Annotated in this window: 16 protein-coding genes; 13 read left to right on the top strand and 3 right to left on the bottom strand. The window is 71.2% G+C overall.

The window, feature by feature from the left end:
* Nucleotides 1–22 precede the first annotated feature (22 nt).
* From OG395_RS21945 to moeZ, 12 genes are all read left to right on the top strand, one after another.
* Nucleotides 23–988 carry an alpha/beta fold hydrolase gene (locus OG395_RS21945; RefSeq protein WP_327244479.1) on the top strand — a complete coding sequence of 322 codons (966 nt, stop codon included), beginning with the start codon at nucleotides 23–25 and terminating at the stop codon, nucleotides 986–988.
* Entirely contained in the window at nucleotides 973–2349 is a 1377-nt protein-coding gene (locus tag OG395_RS21940; RefSeq protein WP_327244478.1) for a DUF3152 domain-containing protein, read from the top strand. The genes OG395_RS21945 and OG395_RS21940 overlap by 16 nt, the downstream gene beginning before the upstream one ends.
* 155 nt (nucleotides 2350–2504) lie before the next feature.
* On the top strand, nucleotides 2505–2600 hold the full coding sequence (locus OG395_RS21935; protein ID WP_323135872.1) for an Ms4533A family Cys-rich leader peptide: 96 nt from the start codon (nucleotides 2505–2507) through the stop codon (nucleotides 2598–2600).
* A 233-nt stretch (nucleotides 2601–2833) separates the two neighbouring features.
* Complete coding sequence (locus OG395_RS21930) at nucleotides 2834–4558, top strand: ABC transporter substrate-binding protein (protein WP_327244477.1); 1725 nt, start codon at nucleotides 2834–2836, stop codon at nucleotides 4556–4558.
* A 2-nt stretch (nucleotides 4559–4560) separates the two neighbouring features.
* Nucleotides 4561–5547, top strand: a complete 987-nt coding sequence (locus OG395_RS21925) for an ABC transporter permease (RefSeq protein WP_327244476.1) — start codon at nucleotides 4561–4563, stop codon at nucleotides 5545–5547.
* Nucleotides 5544–6533, top strand: coding sequence for an ABC transporter permease (locus OG395_RS21920; protein ID WP_327244475.1), 990 nt, complete (start codon nucleotides 5544–5546; stop codon nucleotides 6531–6533). Before OG395_RS21925 ends, OG395_RS21920 begins: the two co-directional genes overlap by 4 nt.
* Complete coding sequence (locus OG395_RS21915) at nucleotides 6530–8212, top strand: ABC transporter ATP-binding protein (RefSeq protein ID WP_327244474.1); 1683 nt, start codon at nucleotides 6530–6532, stop codon at nucleotides 8210–8212. Before OG395_RS21920 ends, OG395_RS21915 begins: the two co-directional genes overlap by 4 nt.
* Before the next feature lie 191 nt (nucleotides 8213–8403).
* Nucleotides 8404–10149 (top strand): DUF3492 domain-containing protein, encoded by a 1746-nt coding sequence (locus OG395_RS21910; RefSeq protein ID WP_327244473.1) that lies wholly within the window; start codon nucleotides 8404–8406, stop codon nucleotides 10147–10149.
* 655 nt (nucleotides 10150–10804) lie between these two features.
* Complete coding sequence (locus OG395_RS21905; protein WP_442818764.1) at nucleotides 10805–11998, top strand: hypothetical protein; 1194 nt, start codon at nucleotides 10805–10807, stop codon at nucleotides 11996–11998.
* A gap of 184 nt (nucleotides 11999–12182) precedes the next feature.
* Nucleotides 12183–13148, top strand: a complete 966-nt coding sequence (locus tag OG395_RS21900) for an NAD-dependent epimerase/dehydratase family protein (RefSeq protein ID WP_266981777.1) — start codon at nucleotides 12183–12185, stop codon at nucleotides 13146–13148.
* The gene (locus tag OG395_RS21895; RefSeq protein ID WP_327244472.1) at nucleotides 13136–13948 is read left to right on the top strand and encodes a spherulation-specific family 4 protein; all 813 of its coding nucleotides are present in this window, start codon (nucleotides 13136–13138) and stop codon (nucleotides 13946–13948) included. The genes OG395_RS21900 and OG395_RS21895 overlap by 13 nt, the downstream gene beginning before the upstream one ends.
* Nucleotides 13949–14033: 85 nt before the next feature.
* On the top strand, nucleotides 14034–15212 hold the full coding sequence (moeZ, locus tag OG395_RS21890) for an adenylyltransferase/sulfurtransferase MoeZ (RefSeq protein ID WP_327244471.1): 1179 nt from the start codon (nucleotides 14034–14036) through the stop codon (nucleotides 15210–15212).
* A 158-nt stretch (nucleotides 15213–15370) separates the two neighbouring features.
* On the opposite strand, the gene OG395_RS21885 is transcribed toward moeZ, so the two are convergent.
* From OG395_RS21885 to OG395_RS21875, 3 genes are all read right to left on the bottom strand, one after another.
* Nucleotides 15371–16951: an alpha/beta hydrolase gene (locus tag OG395_RS21885; RefSeq protein WP_327244470.1), complete on the bottom strand. Its 1581-nt coding sequence runs from the start codon at nucleotides 16949–16951 to the stop codon at nucleotides 15371–15373.
* Between the two features lie 109 nt (nucleotides 16952–17060).
* Nucleotides 17061–18671 carry an alpha/beta hydrolase gene (locus OG395_RS21880; RefSeq protein ID WP_327244469.1) on the bottom strand — a complete coding sequence of 537 codons (1611 nt, stop codon included), beginning with the start codon at nucleotides 18669–18671 and terminating at the stop codon, nucleotides 17061–17063.
* Between the two features lie 208 nt (nucleotides 18672–18879).
* Complete coding sequence (locus OG395_RS21875) at nucleotides 18880–21627, bottom strand: lysylphosphatidylglycerol synthase domain-containing protein (protein ID WP_327244468.1); 2748 nt, start codon at nucleotides 21625–21627, stop codon at nucleotides 18880–18882.
* Between the two features lie 236 nt (nucleotides 21628–21863).
* Here OG395_RS21875 and OG395_RS21870 point away from each other — a divergent pair, with 236 nt between their 5' ends.
* Nucleotides 21864–22316 (top strand): MGMT family protein, encoded by a 453-nt coding sequence (locus OG395_RS21870; RefSeq protein ID WP_327244467.1) that lies wholly within the window; start codon nucleotides 21864–21866, stop codon nucleotides 22314–22316.
* Nucleotides 22317–22447 lie beyond the last annotated feature (131 nt).

The raw sequence follows: 22447 nt of genomic DNA, 5'->3' as shown, positions 1-22447 counted from the left end.
GATCGTCTCGTAACATTGCCGCATGTCTTCGACCGAGCTGCCGGGAGTCCGAGCCGCCGCTGCAGCGGCGGCCCCCACGGTGAGCGCCGTCCGGGTTGCCGAGGGGGAGGAGCTGCGCTCCGTCGCGCTTCCCGGCCTGACGCTGAACGTCCGCGCCCGGCCGCCGGAGCGGACCGGTCTGCCGCCCGCGCTCTACGTGCACGGGCTCGGCGGCTCCTCGCAGAACTGGTCGGCGCTGATGCCGCTGCTCCAGGACGTGGTGGACGGCGAGGCGGTCGACCTGCCCGGCTTCGGGGACTCCCCGCCGCCGGACGACGGCAACTATTCGGTCACCGGGCACGCCCGCGCGGTGATCCGGCTCCTGGACGCGGGGGAGCGCGGTCCCGTCCATCTCTTCGGTAATTCGCTCGGCGGCGCGGTGGCCACCCGGGTCGCGGCCGTCCGTCCCGACCTGGTGAGGACGCTCACCCTCATCTCGCCGGCGCTGCCCGAGATCCGGGTGCAGTGGCCCGCCGTGCCGACCGGACTGCTCGCCGTTCCGGGGGTCGCATCCCTGTTCTCCCGGATGACCAAGGACATGACGGCGGAACAACGGACGCGCGGAGTCATGGCACTCTGTTACGGCGATCCGGCACGCGTCTCCGAAGCCGGCCTCCGCGAAGCGGTGGCCGAAATGGAGAGACGGCTGGAACTGCCGTACTTCTGGGATGCGATGGCGCGCTCGGCGCGTGGCATCGTCGATGCGTACACGCTGGGCGGGCAGCACGGACTGTGGCGCCAGGCCGAGCGTGTGCTCGTACCGACCCAGCTCGTGTACGGCGGACGGGACCAGCTCGTCTCGTACCGGATGGCACGCAGAGCGTCCGCGGCCTTCCGCGATTCGCGGCTGCTGACACTGCCCGACGCCGGGCACGTAGCGATGATGGAGTACCCGGAAGCGGTCGCCCAGGCGTTCCGGGAACTGCTCGATGAATGCGGCGGGAGCTGATCCGGGGCGTGGGACGACATAGCCGAAAAGGGCCCCAAGCCGGCGAACGAGATATCGATTCCGGAGCGGCGGACCGGGGTGGCGCTCGTGAGGCGACCCGGCCGGAGCCCGGCAGCGGACGACGCAGGAGGGTGGCCGGAGTACCGCCCGGCGCGGACGGGCACACCCCGTTCCAGGGGGTCCCGCAAGTGCGTGGTGGCCATCCCGAGCAGCGCGAGCCGGGGGGTGGCTGGGGGGCCGGACCGCAGCCGGTGTTCGGTGAGCAGGCTCCGGGGCGGCCGGGCGGGCCGGGGCTGCGGCCCGGGAAGTCGCAGATGCCTCGGCCCACAGCCCGGCCGATACCGCAGGGGATGTCGGATCGGCAGCCCGCGGCCGGTACGCGGTCGCTGATACCGGGTCCGCGACGGGAGTTCGTCGACGCCTTCGACGCACCGCCCGCGCCACCCGCTCCTCGTGCTCCGTCCGCCCCGCCGGCCGACCCGTTCACCGCGGTCGGCGACGGGGAGGAGCAGCCGCCCCCCGGCGGCGCCGGGACTCCGCCGGTCACCAGGAGCAGTAGGGGGCGCACCTTCACCGGTGTCGCGGCCGCCGCCGTGACCACCGTGCTCGCGGTGGTCGTGGCCGGTCAGGTCGCACATGACCGCAGTGGGCGCGTCGGCATGGCCGCACCCGGCGCGGGCGTCGACCGGGACGGTGGCGAGGGCACCTCCTCCCGTTCGGACGACCGGCCGACGCCGAAAGCGGTGGCGGCCGTGCCTCTTTCGTATGAGCAGAAGATGGCCGTGGCCTATCCGCTCGCTCCGGAACTCAAGGGTTCCGGACGCTTCGAGACGGTTCCGGGAACGGCGAAGGCTCCGGGCAAGGGGCATAAGTATCGCTATCGGATCGACGTCGAGAAAGGTCTCGGCCTCGACGCCGGACTTTTTGCCGAGGCGGTCCAGAGAACCCTTAATGACGACCGCAGCTGGGCGCACGACGGCGTCATGACTTTCGAGCGGATCTCCTCGGGCGATCCGGATTTCGTGATCACTCTGGCCAGCCCGGGGACCACCGGTGACTGGTGCGAGAAGTCGGGTCTCGATACGACCGAAGACAATGTGTCGTGCGATTCGGCGGCGACCGAGCGCGTGATGATCAACGCCTATCGCTGGGCGCAGGGATCATCGACGTTCGGCCCGAAGAAGCTCTTCTCCTACCGCCAGATGCTGATCAACCACGAGGTCGGCCACCGGCTGGGTCACAATCATGTGAGCTGCCGCACTTCGGGTGCACTGGCTCCCGTGATGCAGCAGCAGACCAAGTCTCTCGATATCGACGGCATCAAGTGCCGCCCCAACGCCTGGGTGTATCCGAGCAGTTGAGTCCGGTCGGACCGCCCGTCGGCTCCCGTCGGCCGCCTCCCGGCCGATGCCGCGATGAGGCCGGGTGTCCGGCCCTCGGTGAGGGTGTCCGACATGTGGGACGGCTGTCTCATTCCGCGTTGACATCAAGGGTGTCGTCGCGCATATTTCTCGGCATGTCACGCAGCCCCGTCACCTTCGAACGCGCAGCCATAGAGCTGGCGCTCATCGGTGTGACCGGGCACAGCGTCGCCGACATTCACTGTTGCTGACGTCTGCCTGAGCGCGCGTCGACCCCCTTTTCCGAGCCCTGTGTCCCGCAGGGAACGGCTCTTCCCGACTGCCGCGCCGGGCGTACTCCGTCCGCAGGCGCGGCAGTTTCGGTGTCCCGGTCCGGTTCATTCTGATCCCGGACCGTTTGTCCCACCCCGCACCCTCGCTGCTGCCTGCACGGATCCTCGTTCAGCCTTCTTCCGTCAGCAGTACTCCGAGAGGTCATCTTCCGATGCGTCAACCGTCCGTCATATCGCGCCGCGTGGCAGCGGCCGTCGTGGTTCTCGTCGTGGGTTCGGGCGCCGCCGCGTGCGGGCCCCAGGACACCAAGGGCAGCGACGCCGGCTCCGGCGCTGCGGGCAAGCCCGCCAAGGGCGGCACGCTCACCGTCCTCAACAGCAACGCGCAGGAGGACTTCGACCCCGCGCGGCTGTACACCTCCGGTGGCGGCAACGTCCCGTCCCTGGTCTTCCGTACGCTGACCACCCGCAACCGGGAGGACGGCGCGGCCGGCGCGAAGGTCGTGCCCGACCTGGCGACCGACCTGGGCACGCCCAGCAAGAACGCCACCGTCTGGACGTACACGCTCAAGGACGGCCTGAAGTACGAGGACGGCACAGCGATCACGAGCGCCGACATCAAGTACGGCATCGAGCGCTCCTTCGCCGCCGAACTCTCCGGCGGTGCGCCCTATCTGCGCGATTGGCTGATCGGCGGCGCCGACTACCAGGGCCCCTACAAGGACAAGAAGGGCCTCGCCTCGATCGAGACGCCCGACGCGAAGACGATCGTCTTCCACCTCAACAAGCCGGAGGGCGAGTTCCCCTACCTGGCGACGCAGACCCAGACGACCCCGGTGCCGAAGGCCAAGGACACCGGCACGAAGTACGAGAACCATCCGATCTCCTCGGGTCCGTACAAGGTCGTCAAAAACGAGGGCGACGGCGAGCGCCTCGTCCTGGAGCGCAACACGTTCTGGTCGGCCGCCACCGACGAGGAGCGCAAGGCGTACCCGGACCGGATCGACGTACGCTCCGGACTCGACTCCGCCGTCATCAACCAGCGGCTCTCCGCCTCCCGGGGCGCCGACGCCGCCGCCGTCACCACCGACACCAACCTCGGGCCGGCCGAGCTCGCCAAGGTCACCGGCGACAAGAAGCTCGCCTCCCGTGTCGGCACCGGCCACTTCGGCTACACGAACTACATCGCCTTCAACCCGAAGGTGAAGCCGTTCGACAACCCGAAGGTGCGCCAGGCGATCTCGTACGCCGTCGACCGCACCTCGGTCATCAACGCGGCCGGTGGCTCCTCGCTCGCCGAGCCCGCCACCACCTTCCTTCCGGAGCAGCCGTCCTTCGGCTACAGCGCGTACGACGCCTTCCCGGCCGGCCGGACCGGCAACGCGGCCAAGGCCAAGGAACTGCTGAAGGAGGCCGGTTACGCCAAGGGCCTGACCATCACGCTCACGCACTCCAACGAGAAGAACTTCGCCACCAGCCCGGAGATCGCCACCGCGATCCAGGAGGCGCTGAAGAAGGCCGGGATCACGGTCGAGCTGGAGGGCCTGGAGGGCAACGCCTACTCGGACAAGATCTACAACGTGAAGAGCGAGCCCGGCTTCTTCCTCACCGGCTGGGGCGCCGACTGGCCGTCCGGCGGTCCGTTCCTCGCACCGATCTTCGACGGACGCCAGATCGTCAAGAACGGCTACAACTTCAACGCCTCCCAGCTCGACGACGCCTCCGTCAACAAGGAGGTCGACGAGATCAACAAGCTGACCGACCTGAGTGCGGCCGCGAAGCGCTGGGGCGCACTCGACAAGAAGATCGGTGAGCAGGCGGTGACCGTGCCGCTGTTCCACCCGGTCTACAAGCGTCTGTACGGCGAGGCCGTCAAGAACGTCGTCATCAGCGACTGGACCGGCGTGCTCGACATCTCGCAGGTCGCGGTCAAGTAACCATGGCCGAAGCACTGCTGGTCAAGGAGGCGGGCGCCGCTGCGGCGGCCCCCGCCTCCGGGGCCTCCTCGTTCCGCCGGCGGCTGCGCGCACGGCGCTCCGCCGTCGTGGCGGCCGTCGTCGTCGCCCTGCTGGTCCTGGTCGCGCTGGCCGCGCCGCTGCTGGCGGGCATCGAGGGCCAGGACCCCACCACGTACCACGCGAACCTCGTCGACTCCGCCACCGGCGGCGTACCGCTGGGATCGTTCGGCGGCATCAGCGCCGAGCACTGGCTCGGCGTCGAACCGCTCACCGGCCGCGACCTGTTCGCCCGCGTCGTGTACGGGGCGCGGGTCTCGCTCGGCGTCGCGCTGGCCGCGACCCTGCTCCAGGTGATCATCGGCGTGGTCGTCGGTCTCGCCGCCGGACTCGGCAACCGGTTCGTCGACCAGGCGCTCAGCCGCGTCACCGACATCGTCGTCGCCCTGCCCGTCATGGTGATCGCGCTCGGCGCGCTCGCCGTCGTCCCCGCCGACTTCCCGCGCCCGGTGCTGATCGCCGCGATCGTCGGGCTGGTCGGCTGGTCCGGCATCTCCAAGATCGTGCGCGCCCAGACCCTCGCGCTGAAGTCGCTCGACCATGTGGCGGCCGCCCGGCTCAGCGGCTGGGGCGGCCTGCGGATCGCCCGGCGCGAACTGCTGCCCGCGCTCGCCGCACCCGTCATCACGTACGCCGTGCTGCTCTTCCCGGGCAACATCGTCGTCGAAGCGGCGCTGTCCTTCCTCGGCGTCGGCATCAAGCCGCCCACGCCGTCCTGGGGACAGATGCTCAGCGACGCCGACACCTGGTACCAGGCGGCGCCCACCTATCTGCTGATCCCCGCCCTGCTCATCTTCATCACCGTGCTGGCGCTGACCGTCCTCGGCGAAGGTGTACGCAACGCACTCGACCCGCGTGTCGCCTCGCGGCTGCGGATCGGCACCGGACGCAAGAAGGAGGCCGGAGGATGACCCGGTTCCTGCTGCGGCGCCTCGGCGGGGCGCTGTTCGTGCTCCTCGCCCTCAGCGTCGTCGTCTACGCCGCGTTCTACGTCGCCCCGGGCAACGTCGCACAGATCGCCTGCGGGCCGCGCTGCTCACCCGCCCAGGTGGCGCAGGTCAGCGACCAGCTCCGGCTCGGCGACCCGCTGTACGTGCAGTACGCGCACTTCCTCCAGGGGATCTTCGTCGGCCGCGACTACTCGACCGGCACCGGGATCCTGCACTGCCAGGCCCCCTGCCTCGGCCGCTCCTACCAGGACGACCAGCAGGTCACCCAGATGATCCTCACCAAGCTCCCGGCCACCGCCTCGCTCGCCATCGGCGCCTTCGTGCTGTGGATCCTGCTCGGCGTCGGCACCGGACTGCTCTCGGTGTGGCGGCGCGGCCGGGCGACCGAGCGGATCCTCACCGGACTGACCCTGGCCGGCATGGCCACACCGGTCTTCGTCGTCGGTCTGCTGCTGATCATCGTGTTCTGCTCGGCGCTGCAACTGCTGCCGTTCCCCGACTACGTACCGCTCACCGAGAACCCGGAGCAGTGGGCCTGGAACCTGCTGCTGCCCTGGGTCTCGCTGGCGCTGATCTCCGCCGCTCCGTACGCCCGGATGACCCGGTCGTCCATGCTGGAGACCCTCGCCGAGGACCATGTGCGCACCTTCCGCGCATACGGGGTGAGCGAGCGCGGCCTCGTCGGACGGCATGCGCTGCGCGGCGCACTCGGCCCCGTGATCGCGCTCGGCGCGCTGGACATCGGCTCGATGTTCGGCGGCGCCGTCCTCACCGAATCGCTGTTCAACATCCCCGGCGTCGGACGTGAACTCGTCGACGCCGTGAAGAACGTCGACCTTCCGGTCGTCGTCGGCCTGGTGCTCGTCACCGGCTTCTTCGTCGTCCTTGCCAATGCCGTCGCGGACATCCTGCAGGCGATGGCCGACCGTCGGGTGGTGCTGTCATGAGCCTCGTCGAGGTCTCCGATCTGACGATCTCCTTCGACGGTGCGGCGGGCGCCCGGGCCGTGGACGGACTCTCCTTCACGCTGGAGGCGGGCGCCGCGCTCGGTGTCGTCGGTGAGTCCGGCTCCGGCAAGAGCGCGTCGGCGTACGCCCTGCTCGGACTGCACCGGGGGACAGGAGCCACCGTCGGTGGCTCGATCCGGGTCGCGGGCGTGGATGTACAGGCCGCGACGGACGCGGAACTGCGGGCCCTGCGCGGGGCGAGGGCCGCGATGGTCTTCCAGGACCCGCTGTCGTCCCTGGATCCGTACTACGCGGTCGGCGACCAGATCGCCGAGGTGTACCGGGTCCACACGCGTGCCTCACGGCGGGCGGCGCGGGCGCGGGCCGTGGAGGTCCTCGACCGGGTCGGCATCCCCGACGCGGCACGGCGTTCCCGGTCCCGGCCGCACGAGTTCTCCGGCGGGATGCGGCAGCGGGCCCTCATCGCGATGGCGCTCGCCTGCGAGCCGCAGCTGCTGATCGCCGACGAACCGACGACCGCGCTGGACGTCACCGTCCAGGCCCAGATCCTCGACCTGCTGCACCACCTGCGCCACGAAACCGGCATGGGACTGCTGCTGGTCACCCATGACGTGGGCGTCGCGGCGGAGAGCGTCGACGACGTGCTGGTCATGCAGTCGGGCCGGGAGGTGGAGAGCGGGCCGGTCGCCGACGCGCTCGGTGCGCCCCGCCGGCCGTACACGCGCGAACTCCTCTCCGCAGTGCCGCGGGTGGACGCGAAGCGGGCGACGCCGGCTGCGGCACCGGACGTGAAGGGCCCGGTGCCGGTGCCGGTCCCGGCGCCGCGGGATGCGGGCGGTGGCGAGCCGCTGCTCGAAGCCGTCGGCCTGCGGCGCGAATTCGGGCGCGGCAGCGGCCGGGTCATCGCCGTGGACGGCGTCTCCCTCACCGTCCACCGCGGCGAGACACTCGGCATCGTCGGCGAGAGCGGCAGCGGCAAGACGACGCTCGGCCGGATGCTCGTGCGCCTCCTCGACCCGACCGGGGGCAGCCTCCGCTACGGAGGTGCGGAGATCGGCTCCCTGTCCGACAAGGCACTGCGGCCGTACCGGCGCGAGCTCCAGATGGTCTTCCAGGACCCCGTCGCCTCGCTCAACCCGCGCCGCTCGATCGGCGAATCCGTCGCCGATCCGCTGCGCGCCGCGGGCGTGCTCGACGACACCGGGATCCGGAGTCGTGTCCAGGAACTGCTGGAACGCGTCGGGCTCGACCCCGACCGGTACGACCGCTACCCGCACGAATTCAGCGGCGGACAGCGCCAGCGCGTCGGCATCGCCCGCGCACTCGCCGCCGGCCCCGAGCTGATCGTCTGCGACGAACCGGTCTCCGCGCTCGATGTCACCACCCAGGCGCAGGTCACCGCACTCCTCGCAGAACTCCAGCGGGAACTGGGGCTCGGGCTGGTCTTCATCGCCCATGACCTGGCCGTCGTCCGGCAGGTCAGCGACCGGGTCGCGGTGATGCGGCAGGGTCGGATCGTCGAACAGGGCAGCGTCGACGAGGTCTACGGGGCGCCGCAGGATCCATATACCAAGCAGCTCCTCGCCGCCGTACCCGCGCTCGATCCGGCGCTCGCGACGGTGCGCCGGGCGGCCCGCAAGGAACTGGCCGCAGCCTGACTCCGCGTAACCGATCATCCTCATAGCGCGACAGAACGCTACGGGGACGGGAAAGTTACGACTGTTCACCCCTTTCGGTGGCGCGATGGACAACCGTCCGTCGCGCCACCGGCGTATCCGCTTACGGTCGTCCCGCTGCGAGTCGCCAAAACCATCGGCGGCCGCCCACAAGGAAGATCGGGGTTGCGCTCGTGCGGATCGGACTCCTCACCGACGGTGGTTATCCGTATGCGACCGGTGAGTCCAGACTCTGGTGCGACCGTCTGGTGCGCGGGCTGACGCAGCACGAGTTCGACCTCTACGCGCTCAGCCGCTCCGCCGAGCAGGAGGCGCAGGGTTGGGTACAGCTTCCGCTCCAGGTCAGCCGGGTACGGACGGCGCCGCTGTGGATGACCGAGAAGGACATCCTGGGCGGCCACGTCCCCAAAGGGCTGCTCGCCCGGCTGGTGACCGGAGGGGGCGGGCGGTCGTACGGACGGCGCGAGCGGCGCCGGTTCACGGCGCACTTCACGGCGCTCGCCACGTCGATCTGCACGTCGGACGCGACCGCGGAGGGCGGCGCCGACGGATCGACGGCCGGCGCCGCCCACGCGCAGTTCACCGACGGGCTGTACGGACTCGCCGAACTGGCCTGCGAACACGGCGGACTTCCCGCGGCACTCCGCTCCGAGACCGCTGTACGCGTACTGGAAGCAGCCTGCCGCGCCCCGGGCACCGGGCGGACCGTCCAGGCAGCGACCGTCCCCGACTTCCTCGCCCTCGCCGCGGAACTGGACCGCGTCCTGCGCCCGCTCTCCCTCGACTGGTACGACGAGGGGAGCCTCGGTGCGGTCGACCTCTGCCACGCGGCGTCCGGCGGGGCAGCGGCCCTGCCCGGGCTGTTGGCCAAACGCTTCTTCGGCGTCCCGCTGCTGGTCACCGAGCACGGCGTGCAGTTGCGGGCCCACTACCTCGCAGCGACCGGCACGGCCCTGGGTGCGCCGGTACGCGCCCTGCTTGCCGGGTTCCACGGACGGCTCGCCACCGAGGTGTACCGGCAGGCCGCGCTCATCACCCCCGGCAACACGCACGCACGCCGCTGGCAGGAACGGTGCGGCGCCGACCGCGCCAAGCTGCGCACGGTCTACCCCGGCATGGACGCGGCCCGCTTCGCAGCCTTGGGGGAGAGCAATGACGAGGGCGGTCCCGACACCCTGGTCTGGGTCGGCCGGATAGAGCCGGCCAAGGACCTGATCGCACTGCTGCACGCCTTCGCAGTGGTACGGAAGGCCGAACCGGACGCCCGGCTGCGGATCGTCGGCGCACCGGCACCGGGCGCGGAAGGCGCCACGTACCTCGCGCACTGCCGGGGACTCGCCGCCCAGCTCTTCCCCGACGAGGCCGCCGACGCACACGCCGAAGGCGACAACCCGGTCTCCTTCGAGGACATCGGCGGCGCCGAGGTCGCGGACCTCGCCGGGGCGTACGCGGCGGGCGGGATCGTCGTCCTCTCCAGTGTCGTCGAGGGCTTCCCGATCAGTCTGGTCGAGGCGATGTTCTGCGGACGGGCCACGGTGTCGACGGATGTCGGCGCGGTCGTCGAGGTCATCGGCGGTACGGGTCTTGTGGTGCCCCCGCGCAACCCCCGGGCGCTTGCCGACGCGTGCATCACGTTGCTGCGCGACCCCGAGCGCCGTGCACGTCTCGGCGCGGCGGCGCGCGCCCGCGCGCTCGAACTCTTCACCGTCGAACAGAACCTCGCGGCATTTCGCGGCATTTACCTGGAGCTGATCTCCCACTCCCCGGTGCGCAGGGAGGTGGACGGCGCCCCGCGCCCGTTCGCGTCTCCGCCCGAGGCCCAGGTCCTGGGCAGTTGGACGGTTCCCGCGCACATCCCGAGCTGGGCCACCGAGGGCGTGTGCGCGGGTGCGCTCGGGACGGCGGACCGCGATGTGTGAGCAGCAGACGGACAGAAGGACGAGCCGGTCCGGCGGACTCGGCATGGATCACGGAGGATTTCCCATGGGCGGCCGCCCGACCGAGGCGCTCGACGTCCCCGGCACCACGACGACCGGTAGGAGCTGGGACCCCCGCTCGGAGGCCCTGCTCTCCGAACCCCGGGTCACGGAGATTTCCGCCCCAGCCTGGGAGCGGCCCGGGGCGGGGGCGATGCCGGGCCTTGCGGGGGTGGGGCCCCTGCGAACGGTGGCGGTGATGGAGAATTCGCCGACGAGGGGGGCGACCGGGGGGCCGGACTCCCCGCAGGAACGGGACCCGGACGCGGATTCGCTGCGGGACCCGGCGCCGGATCGGGAATCGGCGCGGGCGCCGGACGTGACCGGGAGTCCGGCACCCGACTCCCCCGCGACTGCCGACGAGTCCCCTGCCGCCACGGGCTGGGCGCTCACCGGCGTCGGAACCGCCGATGTGCGTGCGGACCCCGCAGAGTTCGGACTGCCTGGCGCCGGCGCCGCGCAGGGCACCGGTGCTGTGGCGGAGAGCGGAGGCGCGTCCGAGGACGGTGTCCTCGCGGAGGCCGAGCCCCCTGCCGGGCCCGCAGCCTGCGCCCCGGGTGCGGCCGAGACCGAGACGCGGACCGACACGCCGGCCGAGATGCGGACGCGGATGCCGACCCGGACACACCCCGACAGCGACGACGCACCCGCCTCCAGCCCCCGGGCCGCCGAGATCGCGCACACCCGTGCCACCCCCGCACGCAAGCTCAGTGGATCCCGGCGCGGGCCCGTCGATCCTGTGAAGACCCTCATGCACCGCCACCGCGACCTGTGCGAACGCGCCGTCGACCCGCTGGAGATCGCCGCCGGGCTCGAAGCCCACGGGGTCACCGACCGCACCGCCGCCCGTTACCGGCACCGCGATGTCTTCTCGCTCGCCGAGGAGCTCTACGCGCGGGTGCCCGCCGTGACGGGGGAGCCGGCGCGCGCGGTGCCTCCCGGGCCGGTGCGCGACATCGAGACGCGCGCCGTCTGGTCGCTCCTCGCGCTGCTGCCCGGTGCGGCCTGCACCGCGACCGCCGTCGTCCTGAAACTCACCGAGGGAACACTCGGCGGCGGGGCGCGGCTCACCGTGTCCCTCATCGGGGCACTCGTCGCGTTCCTCGGGCTCGGCCTCTGCCTGCGGAGTGGCCCCCTGCGCGCCCCGGAGGGCCGCTCCTCGGCGGCAGCCACCCTGTACGCGGGCTGGCTCCTCGGTTACGTCCTGTACGGCCAGGCGCTGCTCGACCAGGTCCTCAGCGGTGGCCCGGAAGGGCCCTGGGCGCTCACCCCCGCACCCCTGCTGGGGCTCGCGCTCGCCGTCGCTCCCGCCGCCTGGTGCGCGCACCTCTACTCCGTACACGCACACCGCAGGCTCACCGGCAGCCGCGCACTGGAGGAGTTCGCCGCAGGGGTGCGCCCCCTCCTCTTCGGGACCGTCGCCCTCTTCCTCTGCGTGCTCTCGGGGCTGCTCCGCCTCGCCGAACTCGGGTACGGAGGCGGCGGCAGCCTCGTCGCGGCCGCCGCACTCGGCGTACTCCTCCTGCTCGCCCGGCTGTTGACCGTCCACGGCTTCCCGGAGCCCGCCACCACCGGACTCGCCGCCGCCTGCGCCGCCGAAGCGGCCGCCCCCGCCCTGATCCTGGCCGGGCGGCTGCCCGGCCTCGATGTCCTCGCCCGCCCCGTCGACGCGGTCATCGAGGCGGGCGGCACCGGAGCCGTACCCGCCATCGCCTGCGGCGCAGCCGCGCTCGGGCTGCTGATCCACGCCACCGTCGCCCTCTCCAGGGCGTCCGCCCACACCACCGCATAAGCCGCGATGAAGAGCCACTCCCTGTGCGACTCCCGCGGAGCCGACGCCGCGGGTCCTTGCCCCTCGGCGCCTGCCTTTGGACCCGACAGGCACTTACCGCCCACCACCTCCCCAAGGAGACACCGGACATGACCCCCCAATCCCCCGCACCGGCAGCCCGCCGTCGGCACGAAGGGGGCACCCGATGAGGGTTCTGCTGCTCGGAGCCAACGGGTTCCTCGGCCGGTTCGTGGCCGACCGGCTGCTCGCCGACCCCGCCGTGCACCTCACGGCGCTCGGCCGCGGCGACGACGCCGACGTACGGTTCGACCTCGCGGGCGGTTCCCCCGGAGCACTCACCCGCTTCCTGGACGCCGTCCACCCCGGCGTCGTCGTCAACTGTGCGGGCGCCACCCGCGGCGGCGCCCGGGACCTGACCCGGCACAACACCGTCGCCGTCGCCACCGTCTGCGAGGCGATGCGGCGCAGCGGCTGCAGTGCCCGCCTCGTCCAGCTGGGCTGCTCCTCGGAGTACGGGCCCTCGCAGCCCGGCTCCTCGACGGCGGAGGACGCCATCCCGCGCCCGGGTGGGCCGTACGGCGTCTCCAAGCTCGCCGCCACCGAACTCGTCCTCGGCTCCGGCCTCGACGCGGTCGTACTGCGGGTCTTCTCGCCGGTCGGCCCCGGAACCCCGGCGGGCTCCCCGCTGGGCCGGCTCGCCGAGGCGATGCGCCGCGCCATGCAATCCGGCGACGGCGAGCTGAAGCTCAGCGGCCTCGGGGTGCAGCGCGACTTCGTCGACGTACGGGACGTCGCCCGCGCCGTGCACGCCGCCTCGCTCTCCGCCGCGCAGGGGGTCGTCAACATCGGCACCGGCCGTGCCGTACGGCTCCGTGACGCCGCCGCCGTGCTTGCCAAGGTCGCGGGCTACCCGGGTGCGCTCCACGAGCTGGACACGCCTCCCGCACGGATGCCCATCGGCGCCCCCCGCACTTCCTCCGAGTCCGTCATCGAACATCTCTCGGCGACCCCGTCCCCGTACCCCGACGGCTGCGGCGCCTGGCAGCAGGCAGACGTCCGCACCGCCCGCGACCGGCTCGGTTGGCGGCCCCGGATCAACCTGGAGGAGTCCCTCGCCGACATCTGGATGGAGGCGGCATGCCGCATCTGACCAGCGCCGGAACGGCACGCAGGACCGGCGGCGCCGAGCAGCTCGGCTTCGGCGTCCCCGGCTACGCGCATCCGCTGCTCGCCCCCACCGAATGGGCCGAACTGACCCGCCCCGGCACCCACCTGCACTGGGTGGTCCTCAACATCGACACCGGTCCCGGCGCCCGGCCCGACCCGCACTGTCTGGAAGCCGCGGGCCGGCTGCGCAACGCCCGCGAACGGGCCCTGGACGGCGACACCGCGCAGGACACCGTCCGGGCGGGCGGTGGCCGGCTGCTGGGCCACCTCGATCTGGCCCACGGTGACCGTCCGTTCGACGAGCTGATCACCGACGCGCAGTCCTTCCTCGACTGGTACCTCGTCGACGGCTTCTACCTGGACCGGTGTCCCGCCGACCGCGCCGACCTCCCGGCGGTCCGCCGCCTCACCGGCACGCTCGCCACACTCCTCGAGGACGGGCTGCTGGTGCTCGGGCACGGGACCCACCCGTATCCCGGCTACGCCGAGACCGCCGACCAGCTGGTCACCTTCTCCGGGGCCTGGACCGACTACCGCTGGTCGCAGGTGGCGGAGTGGACCGCCGCCTATCCGCCGGGACGCTTCGCGCACTTCGTGCACGGTGTTCCGCGCACCCACCTCGACGAGGCCATGCGCATCGCCCGCTGGCAGGGCGCGGGCACGATCTTCTTCACCGACCGCACCGCGCGGAAGGGCAGCAGGGGACAAAGCGATCCATTCACGGCGCTGCCCGGGTACTGGGACGAAATCGTCTCGCGGATCGGACCTGGTATCTCGGAATGAGAGGGGGCGTGGCAGTGTTACGGCAAGAACAACCGTACGTAGATGAAGTACGTAGAAACCGACCACCTGCATTGTTGAGGTTCCTGTGTCGCTGCCACCCCTGGTCGAGCCAGCTGCTGAGCTCACCGTCGACGAGGTCCGCAGGTACTCCCGCCACCTGATCATCCCGGATGTCGGGATGGACGGGCAGAAGCGGCTGAAGAACGCGAAGGTGCTCTGTGTGGGCGCCGGCGGTCTCGGCTCGCCGGCCCTGATGTACCTGGCCGCGGCCGGTGTCGGCACGCTCGGCATCGTGGAGTTCGACGAGGTCGACGAGTCGAACCTGCAGCGCCAGATCATCCACAGCCAGTCCGACATCGGCCGTTCCAAGGCGGAGTCCGCCAAGGACTCGGTCCTCGGCATCAACCCGTATGTGAACGTGATCCTTCACGAAGAGCGGCTCGAGGCCGAGAACGTGATGGAGATCTTCTCCCAGTACGACCTGATCGTGGACGGCACGGACAACTTCGCCACCCGCTATCTCGTCAACGACGCTGCGGTACTGCTGAACAAGCCGTACGTGTGGGGTTCGATCTACCGCTTCGACGGCCAGGCGTCCGTCTTCTGGTCCGAGCACGGTCCCTGCTACCGCTGCCTCTACCCGGAGCCGCCGCCCCCCGGCATGGTCCCGTCCTGCGCCGAGGGCGGCGTCCTGGGCGTACTCTGCGCGTCCATCGGCTCCATCCAGGTCACCGAGGCCATCAAGCTGCTCGCCGGTGTCGGCGACCCGCTGGTCGGCCGACTGATGATCTACGACGCCCTGGAGATGCAGTACCGCCAGGTCAAGGTCCGCAAGGACCCCGACTGCGCGGTCTGCGGCGAGAACGCGACCGTCACCGAACTCATCGACTACGAGGCCTTCTGCGGCGTCGTGTCCGAGGAGGCCCAGGAGGCGGCGCTCGGCTCCACGATCACTCCGAAGCAGCTCAAGGAGTGGATCGACGCGGACGAGAAGATCGAGATCATCGACGTCCGTGAACCGAACGAGTACGAGATCGTCTCGATCCCCGGCGCAAAGCTGATCCCGAAGAACGAGTTCCTGATGGGCAACGCCCTCCAGGGACTCCCGCAGGACAAGCGCATCGTCCTGCACTGCAAGACCGGCGTCCGCAGCGCCGAGGTCCTCGCGGTCCTCAAGTCGGCGGGCTTCGCCGACGCGGTGCACGTCGGTGGCGGCGTGATCGGCTGGGTCAACCAGATCGAGCCCGAGAAGCCGGTGTACTAGTGCCCCTCCCGGCACGCCTTGCCCCGTCGCGCCGCCCGGCACGCACGCTCGGACGACACTCCTCGTGGGGCAAGCATCGCCGGTCGCGGCACTAGAGGCGAAAAGCTTCGAAGGGGCCGGTCCGCTCATGCGGGCCGGCCCCTTCTCCGTTCACTCCGTCACGAACAGGTCCTGCCGTCCGCGGGCACCTTCCCGTCCAGGAAGTACGCGTCCACCGTCGACGTCACACAGCTGCTCACACCGTACGAGCCGTGGCCCTCGCCCTTGTTGGTGAGCATGATGCCGACGCCCTTGCCCAACTCGTCCGCCATCCTCTGCGCCCCCTCGTAGGGTGTCGCAGGGTCGCCGGTCGTGCCGATGACGAGGATCGGACCGGCGCCCGGAGCGCTCGCCTCCGGGGTGTCCAGCTCACCCTTCACCGGCCAGTGGGAACACCAGCCGGCCGTGTCCCACGCCAGGAACGGGCCGAAGACCGGGGACAGCTTCCGGAACTCGGGCAGCAGGGCCCTGGCTTCCGCGACCGTCGGCCGGAGGCTGCTGTCCGCGCAGGAAATGGCGCGCTGCGAGTGGTTCTGGGTGTCGTAGTGCCCCTTCTCGTCACGACCGTTGTACTGGTCGGCCAGCTGCAGCAGCAGATTGCCGGTGCCCTGCTTCTCCGCCTCGTCCAGCGCGTTCGTCAGGACGGGCCAGCTGCTCTTCGAGTAGAGCGGCAGGACGATGCCGGTGACCGCCATCGCCTCGTTGAGCTCGCGGCCCGAACCGGTCGGCAGCGGCTTCCTGTCGATCCGCTCCAGCATCCGGGCGATGCGCTGCGTGCCGGCGTTCGGGTCCTGGCCGCGGTCCTTGAAGTAGTTCTCCAGGGCCCGCTGGAAGCCGGTCGTCTGGTTGCGGGCGTGCCCGATCGTGTCGGCGGTCGGGTCGACGACCGCGTCGAGGACCGCGCGTCCCACGTTCTTCGGGAAGAGGTGCGCGTATGTCCCGCCGAGCTCCGTACCGTACGAGATGCCGAAGTACGTCATCTTCCTGTCGCCGAGAACCTGGCGGATCAGGTCCAGGTCCCGGGCGGCGTTCGTCGTACCGACGTACGGCAGGACCTTGCCCGAACGGCGCTCGCAGCCGGCGCCGAAGTCCGCGCCGTCCTTCATGAAGGCCGCCTCCTCCGCCGCCGTGTCCGGAGTCATGTCGACCTTCCGGTTGGCGTCCTCCTGCTCCCGGTCGGTGCGGCAGTTCACGCCGGCGCTGGCCGCGACCCCGCGCGGGTCGAAACTCACCAGGTCGTAGCGGGCGTTGAGCTTCCCGTACGAGCCGGCGGCGCGCGGCAGTATCGAGACGCCGGAACCGCCGGGGCCGCCGAAGTTGAACAGCATCGAGCCGAGCCGGCGGCTCTTGTCCCGGGCCTCCTTGCGGATCAGCGCAATCCCGATCGTCCTGCCGTCCGGCTTCGCGTAGTTCAACGGCACCTCGACCGTCGCGCACCGCCAGTCGACGCCGGGTGCGGTGCCGCCCTCGGGGGCCTTGCACCGGTTCCAGTCCGGGTGCTGGGAGGTGAGGGACGCGGGCAGGGCGGGCAGGGCGGGCTTCCCGTCCGAGGCCTTCGACGATCCGGTGGACGAGGGTGCGGCGCCGGCGCTCGCCTTGTCGTCCGACGTCGGGGCCGTACCCCCGCCGCAGCCCGCGAGTACCCCCGTGAACAGCAGTGCGGCAGCGGCCAGCGCTCCGGCGCGTGCATGGTGGACCACGTGTACGTCCCTCCCCTTGGTGCCTGTGCGTACGGAGTGCGGCGGCAGGCCAGGGCCCGTGAGCCCGGCGTGATCCGGAAGGGGGCCCTGGGCGCCGCCGCCGACAGCTTCAGCGGCAGACGGTACCGGCCGCCGGGACCGTGCCGTCCAGCAGGTAGCTGCCCACCGTCTTCTTCACACAGGCGTTGCCGCTGTTGTACGCGCCGTGCCCCTGGCCCTCGTAGGTCATCTGCACCCCGACGCCCTGGCCCAGCCCATCCGCCATCGCCTTTGCGCCCTCGTACGGGGTCGCCGGGTCTCCCGTGTTGCCGATGACCAGGATGGGCGCCGCGCCGGGAGCGCTGACGTCCGGGGTCTTCCACGCACCCGCGACCGGCCAGTCGGTGCACTGCATCAGACCCCAGCCCAGATAGTCGCCGAAGAGCGGCGACGCCTTCCGGAACTCCGGGATCAGCGCCCTCGTCCCGTCGACGGTGAACCGCTGCTTCGAGTCGGCGCAGTTGACGGCCGCGTTGGCGGCCGTCGAGTTGTCGTACCGGCCGTTCTGGGAACGGCCGTTCAGCGAGTCGGCGAGAGCCAGGAGCAGCGCGCCGTTCCCACCGTCCGCCTCGTCGATCCCCTGCTCCAGCAGCGACCAGGTCTCCCTGGAGTAGAGCGAGGCCGCGATTCCGGTGGTGGCCTGGGACTGCGTCAGCTGCCGGGATCCGAGCCCCTGGATCGGCTGCTTCTCCAGCCGGTCGAGAAGTTCGGCGATCCCCTGCTCGACCTCCTTCCCGGTGGTACCGGGAAGCTTGCAGGCGGCGCCGCGATCCGCGCAGTTCTGGGTGAAGTTGTCCAGCGCCAGCTGGAAGCCCTTCGCCTGGCCGAGGGAGGTCTGCTTGTAGTCCTCGGTCGGGTCGACGACCCCGTCGAGCACCGCCCTGCCGACCTTCTCCGGGAACAAGTGTGCGTAGACGCCGCCCAGTTCGGTGCCGTACGAGATGCCGAAGTAGTGCAACTTGTCGTCGCCGAGCACCTGGCGCATCAGATCCATGTCGCGGGCGGCATTGGCGGTGCCGACGTAGGGGAGTTCGGAGCCGGAGTTCTTCTCGCAGGCCGTGGCGAACATCTTCTGCTGGTTGAGGAGGGCCTTCTCCTCGGCGGCGTTGTCCGGGGTGGCGTCGCTCTGGAAGCGCGCGTCGAGCTGTTTGTCGTTCTCGCACTTCACCCCGTAGCTGCGGCCGACCCCGCGCGGATCGAAGCTCACCAGGTCGTAACGGGTACGGAGGTTGGCGTAGGTGGGGCCGAAGGCGGGCAGCGTGGCGACGCCGGAGGCGCCGGGGCCGCCGAAGTTGAAGATGAGCGAGCCGATTCGCTTGTTCTGGTTGACGGCCTTGGCGCGGATCAGCGCCAGCGAGATCGTGTTGCCGTCCGGCTTCGCGTAATCGAGCGGGACCCTCATGAAGGAGCACTCCCAGGCGGCGCCGCCTGGGAGCGGGGACGGGGCGATTCCGCCGCCCTGCGCCGCGGACGGGGCGGGGCAGGGTTTCCATGTCAGTTTCTGGGAGGCCAGGTCGGCCGATCCGGATGGGTCGGCGGCGTTCGCCGCGTGCGGAGAGTTCTTCGTACGGTCCGTACCGGTGGCCTCGTTGCCGCTGTTGTCCGAACAGGCGGTGAGGGGCAGCAGAACGGTGGCGGTGGCCGCGAGGGCCGCGGCGCGCAGGGCAGGGGAGGTCCTCATCGCCCCATCGTGCGACGGCGCGCGGGGCGGCGCGCGGGACACCGGTCCAAGTGGGTGGCCCCGGTGTCTTTCGTTCGGATCGGGCCGGACCCCGCGAGCCCGGCATGATCCAGACGGAAGCCCTCAGGGCACCCCGGCGCGGGGTTGACCCGGGGCAGGGGCCGTGGAGGGTCTCTCCGATGGGCGGTTTCCACAGGGCGGCGGCGTGTCAGAGGGCGCCCTTGCGGGTGAGGTGGTTGAAGCAGAGCCAGCCCGGCAGAACCGGCAGCCACAGGGTCATCAGCCGGTACAGCAGCACGGCGGGCGCCGCGACCTCCTTCGGCAGACCGACCGCGATGAGTCCCAGCGTCAGCGCGCCCTCGACCGCACCCATACCGCCCGGCGTCGGCGCAGCCGACCCCAGTGCGTTGCCGGCGAGGAAGACCACCGCGATGCTCGCGTAGCTGAGCTGCGGCACATCGGGACCGCTGAACGCCCGGATCGACGCGTCCAGGCACATCACGAACAGGATGGTCAGCAGCAGCATGCCGCCGATACCGGTGAACAGCTTCTGCGGGCGCTGCACGACGTCGAGCATGCGCGGTACGACCCCGGCGAACAGCGACCGCACGCGCGTCACCACGAACTTCCGCAGGAACGGGATCGCGGTCACCACCAGGACCAGCACCGCGACCGTCAGCAGTCCGGCGATCACCGTCCGGGACGGGGTGAGCGACGACGGAGTCTTCTCGGTCCCGGTCAGATATCCGAACGCGGCCAGCAGCAGGATGTGGCAGCCGAGCCCGAACAGCTGCGAGGCGCCGACACTCGCGACGGCGAGCCCCGGGCGTACCCCGGAACGCTGCAGGAACCGCGTGTTCAGCGCCACGCCGCCGACCGCGGGCGGCGCGACGATCTTCACGAACGAACCGGCCACCTGGGCCAGCACGGTCTTGACGAACGGCACCCGCTCCGGCACGAACCCCAGCAGGCTCATCGCCGCCGCGATGTAGCTGAGCGCCGAGAACCCGAGCGCCGCCGCCACCCAGCCCCACTCCGCCTGCTCGACGACCGCGCCGAAGTCGGCCTCCGTGACCTGGGAGATCAGGAAGTACGCGGCGATCGCACCGGCGATGAAGCTGAGCAGCGTGCGCGGCTTGATCCGCTCCAGCCGGACCGGCTCCACGGGTGCCTGCGGCCGGATCAGCAGCACCTGGCGGCGGATCTGGGTCAGCAGATCCTCCTCCCGGGCCTCGTCCAGGGCATCGTCTATCGCCCGCTTCTCCGCGCGCTTCTCCGCCTGCTTCTCGTTGCGGAGCGCCTTGCGGTCGGCAGGGACCGATGCCTGTGCCTCCTGGGCCTTGGCGAGTTTTGCCGCGTCCGACGCCGCGATCACCGCCTCGCGCTCGCGCTGCGACCGCTCGCGGGCCAGCCTGCGCAGCGCCGCCCGGGTGGAGCGGCTGAGGGCGATCGGCTGGAGCAGCGGCAGGCAGTCCGCCACGGCATCGGGGCCGAGGACTTCGAGCGCCGTCGCGACGGCCCGCTCGGCCCCCACCCGCAGACCGGTGGTGGTGAGCAGCTGTGCGATGTCCATCCGCAGCAACAGATCACCGGCCGCGATCTCGCCGCCGCGCAGATCGGTCACGAACACCGTGCCCGAACGATCCACCAGGATCGCGTCGCCGGTGAGCCTGCGGTGCGCGATCCGCCGGGACTGGAGCGCCTTCACCTGTCGCCAGGCGCCGCGCACCAGGTCGTCGGTGATCTCCACGTCCTCCAGCGCATCGAGGGAGCGCCCGCCGATGTGCTCGTACACCAGCATCACGGCGTCGGGACCGAGCTCCGAGGTGGCGATCAGCTTGGGGGCGTTGGCTCCGGCGGCGATCGCCGCGTACGCGAGGAGCGCCTCCTGCTCCAGGGCCTGGCGCAGCGACTGGATGGACCGGCGCTGGGTGATGCCGCGCAGGGTGAGTCTGCGCCACACCCGGTAGAAGAAGCCCTGTGCCTGCTGTTCCCGGTCGACGACCGTCACATCCAGCGGTGGACCGTCCTCCAGGGAGACCAGATAGCGGCGGCCCCGGTCGCTCGGGTCGCCGGAGTCGGGGGTGTCCTCGGCGCGCATCGCGGTGACCGGGCGGAAGCCCACGTGACGCAGACCGGCCATCAGATGCTGGCCGGTCGGCCGGACGTTCGGCGAGCCGACCGTGTACAGCGTTCCGTACGCGACGGTCCAGCCGATCAGCACGGTGAGGACGATCGAGAACGGGGTCGTGTAGCCGCCCACCAGCATGGCGAAGGCGTCGAGCAGCAGCACCACCCACAGCACGACCCGCCAGCGCGGCCGTCTCGCCATCCCGACCGCCGTCATGTAGGCGATCACGGGGGCGAGATAGCCGTGTACGGGATCGGTGAGCGCGGCACCGGGCTGAGGCTGGGTGAGGGCGTCCTGAATGGTGCCGGGGGCGGACTTGGCGACCCAGAGGTCGGTGGCGAGCGTCACCCCGTGAGCGAGGACGGCGGCGAGGACACCGTCCGCGATCCGCAGCCCGTCGCGTTTGATCAGCCGCTCGATGGCGAAGGCGACGGGGACCAGCAGCACCGCGATGCTGGAGACCAGGCCGGCGAGCTTGATCAGAACGTCGGGTGCCTGGTCCGTACCCTTGTTGATGTCGTTTTCGAGACCGGTGGTGGTGCCGTGGGCGAACGCGGCGATGGAGAGCAGGACGACGATCGCCAGGAGACCGACGAGAAGCCGCATGAGGTCCGAGGGGCGGTGCACCCGGGCGGGGAGCAGCGGCTCGTCACCGGAGACCCGGTCGGCCTGTTCGGCCTCTGCGACGGTCGAGAGGGTGGAGCCGACCAGATGGCGCGGGGCGGATTCCCGCTCCTCGCGCTTCCGCGTCGGCCCCTGTTGCTCCCGCTGCTCTTCCGGGCGCCGCTCGGCGTCAGAGGCGTCGGCCGCCTTCGGTGGCTGCACGCCCTGCTCCTTCGTCGCCTCTGATTGGTCTTCGTGGTCTCGTATCACCGGTCACCGCCCGCATGATGGTGGCACGGCCCGGAGGCAGAGGGGGGTATCAGGGTGCACTGCACGGTCGCGCGATGCGCAAGATACGCCCCTTTGCTCCTGCGTGCACACTCAGTGAATGCACGCCTACGCGTCCATCGGCCGGGGACCGGGCCGGACTGTCGGTGGCGTACGGCACCATGGGCCGGATGAGCCAACACCGGACGAGCGGCGACGGGGCGAGGGGCGACCGGGCGCCCGAGGCGTCGCCGGAGTACGACGCACTGCCGGAGTACGCGGAGCGCGTGCTCGATGTCGCCGACCTGATTCCGCCCGGCCGCGTCATGACGTACGGCGATGTCGCGGAGTGGCTGGGGGAGGGCGGCCCGCGCCAGGTCGGCCGGGTCATGGCCCTGTACGGCGCCGCGGCGCCGTGGTGGCGGGTGGTGCGGGCCGACGGGGCGCTGCTGCCCGGTCACGAGCTGCGGGCGCTGGACCACTACCACGAGGAGAGCACCCCGCTGCGCGAGGCCCCGCGCAGCGCGGAGGGCCATCTGCCGCGGCTCGACATGAAGCGCGCGCGGTGGGACGGCGTGACCGGTGGGGACGGGGGCACCGACCGGGACGGGGACCAGGACGGGGTCGGGGGAGCTCACACCTGACAGCTTCCGCCATTCGGCCCCATGACGGACAGAGCCGGGCCCGTTCGATGGACGAGAAAACCTGCGTGACCTGCCGTGCGACGCGGAACGTGACGTTCGACGCAGTGGACCCGCCGCATCCCACGCCCCCG

The organism is Streptomyces sp. NBC_01320 (assembly GCF_035974375.1).
Classification (GTDB): domain Bacteria; phylum Actinomycetota; class Actinomycetes; order Streptomycetales; family Streptomycetaceae; genus Streptomyces; species Streptomyces yanii.
Note: the sequence above shows the minus strand (reverse complement) of the source record. Positions and strands in the feature narration are given on the sequence as shown.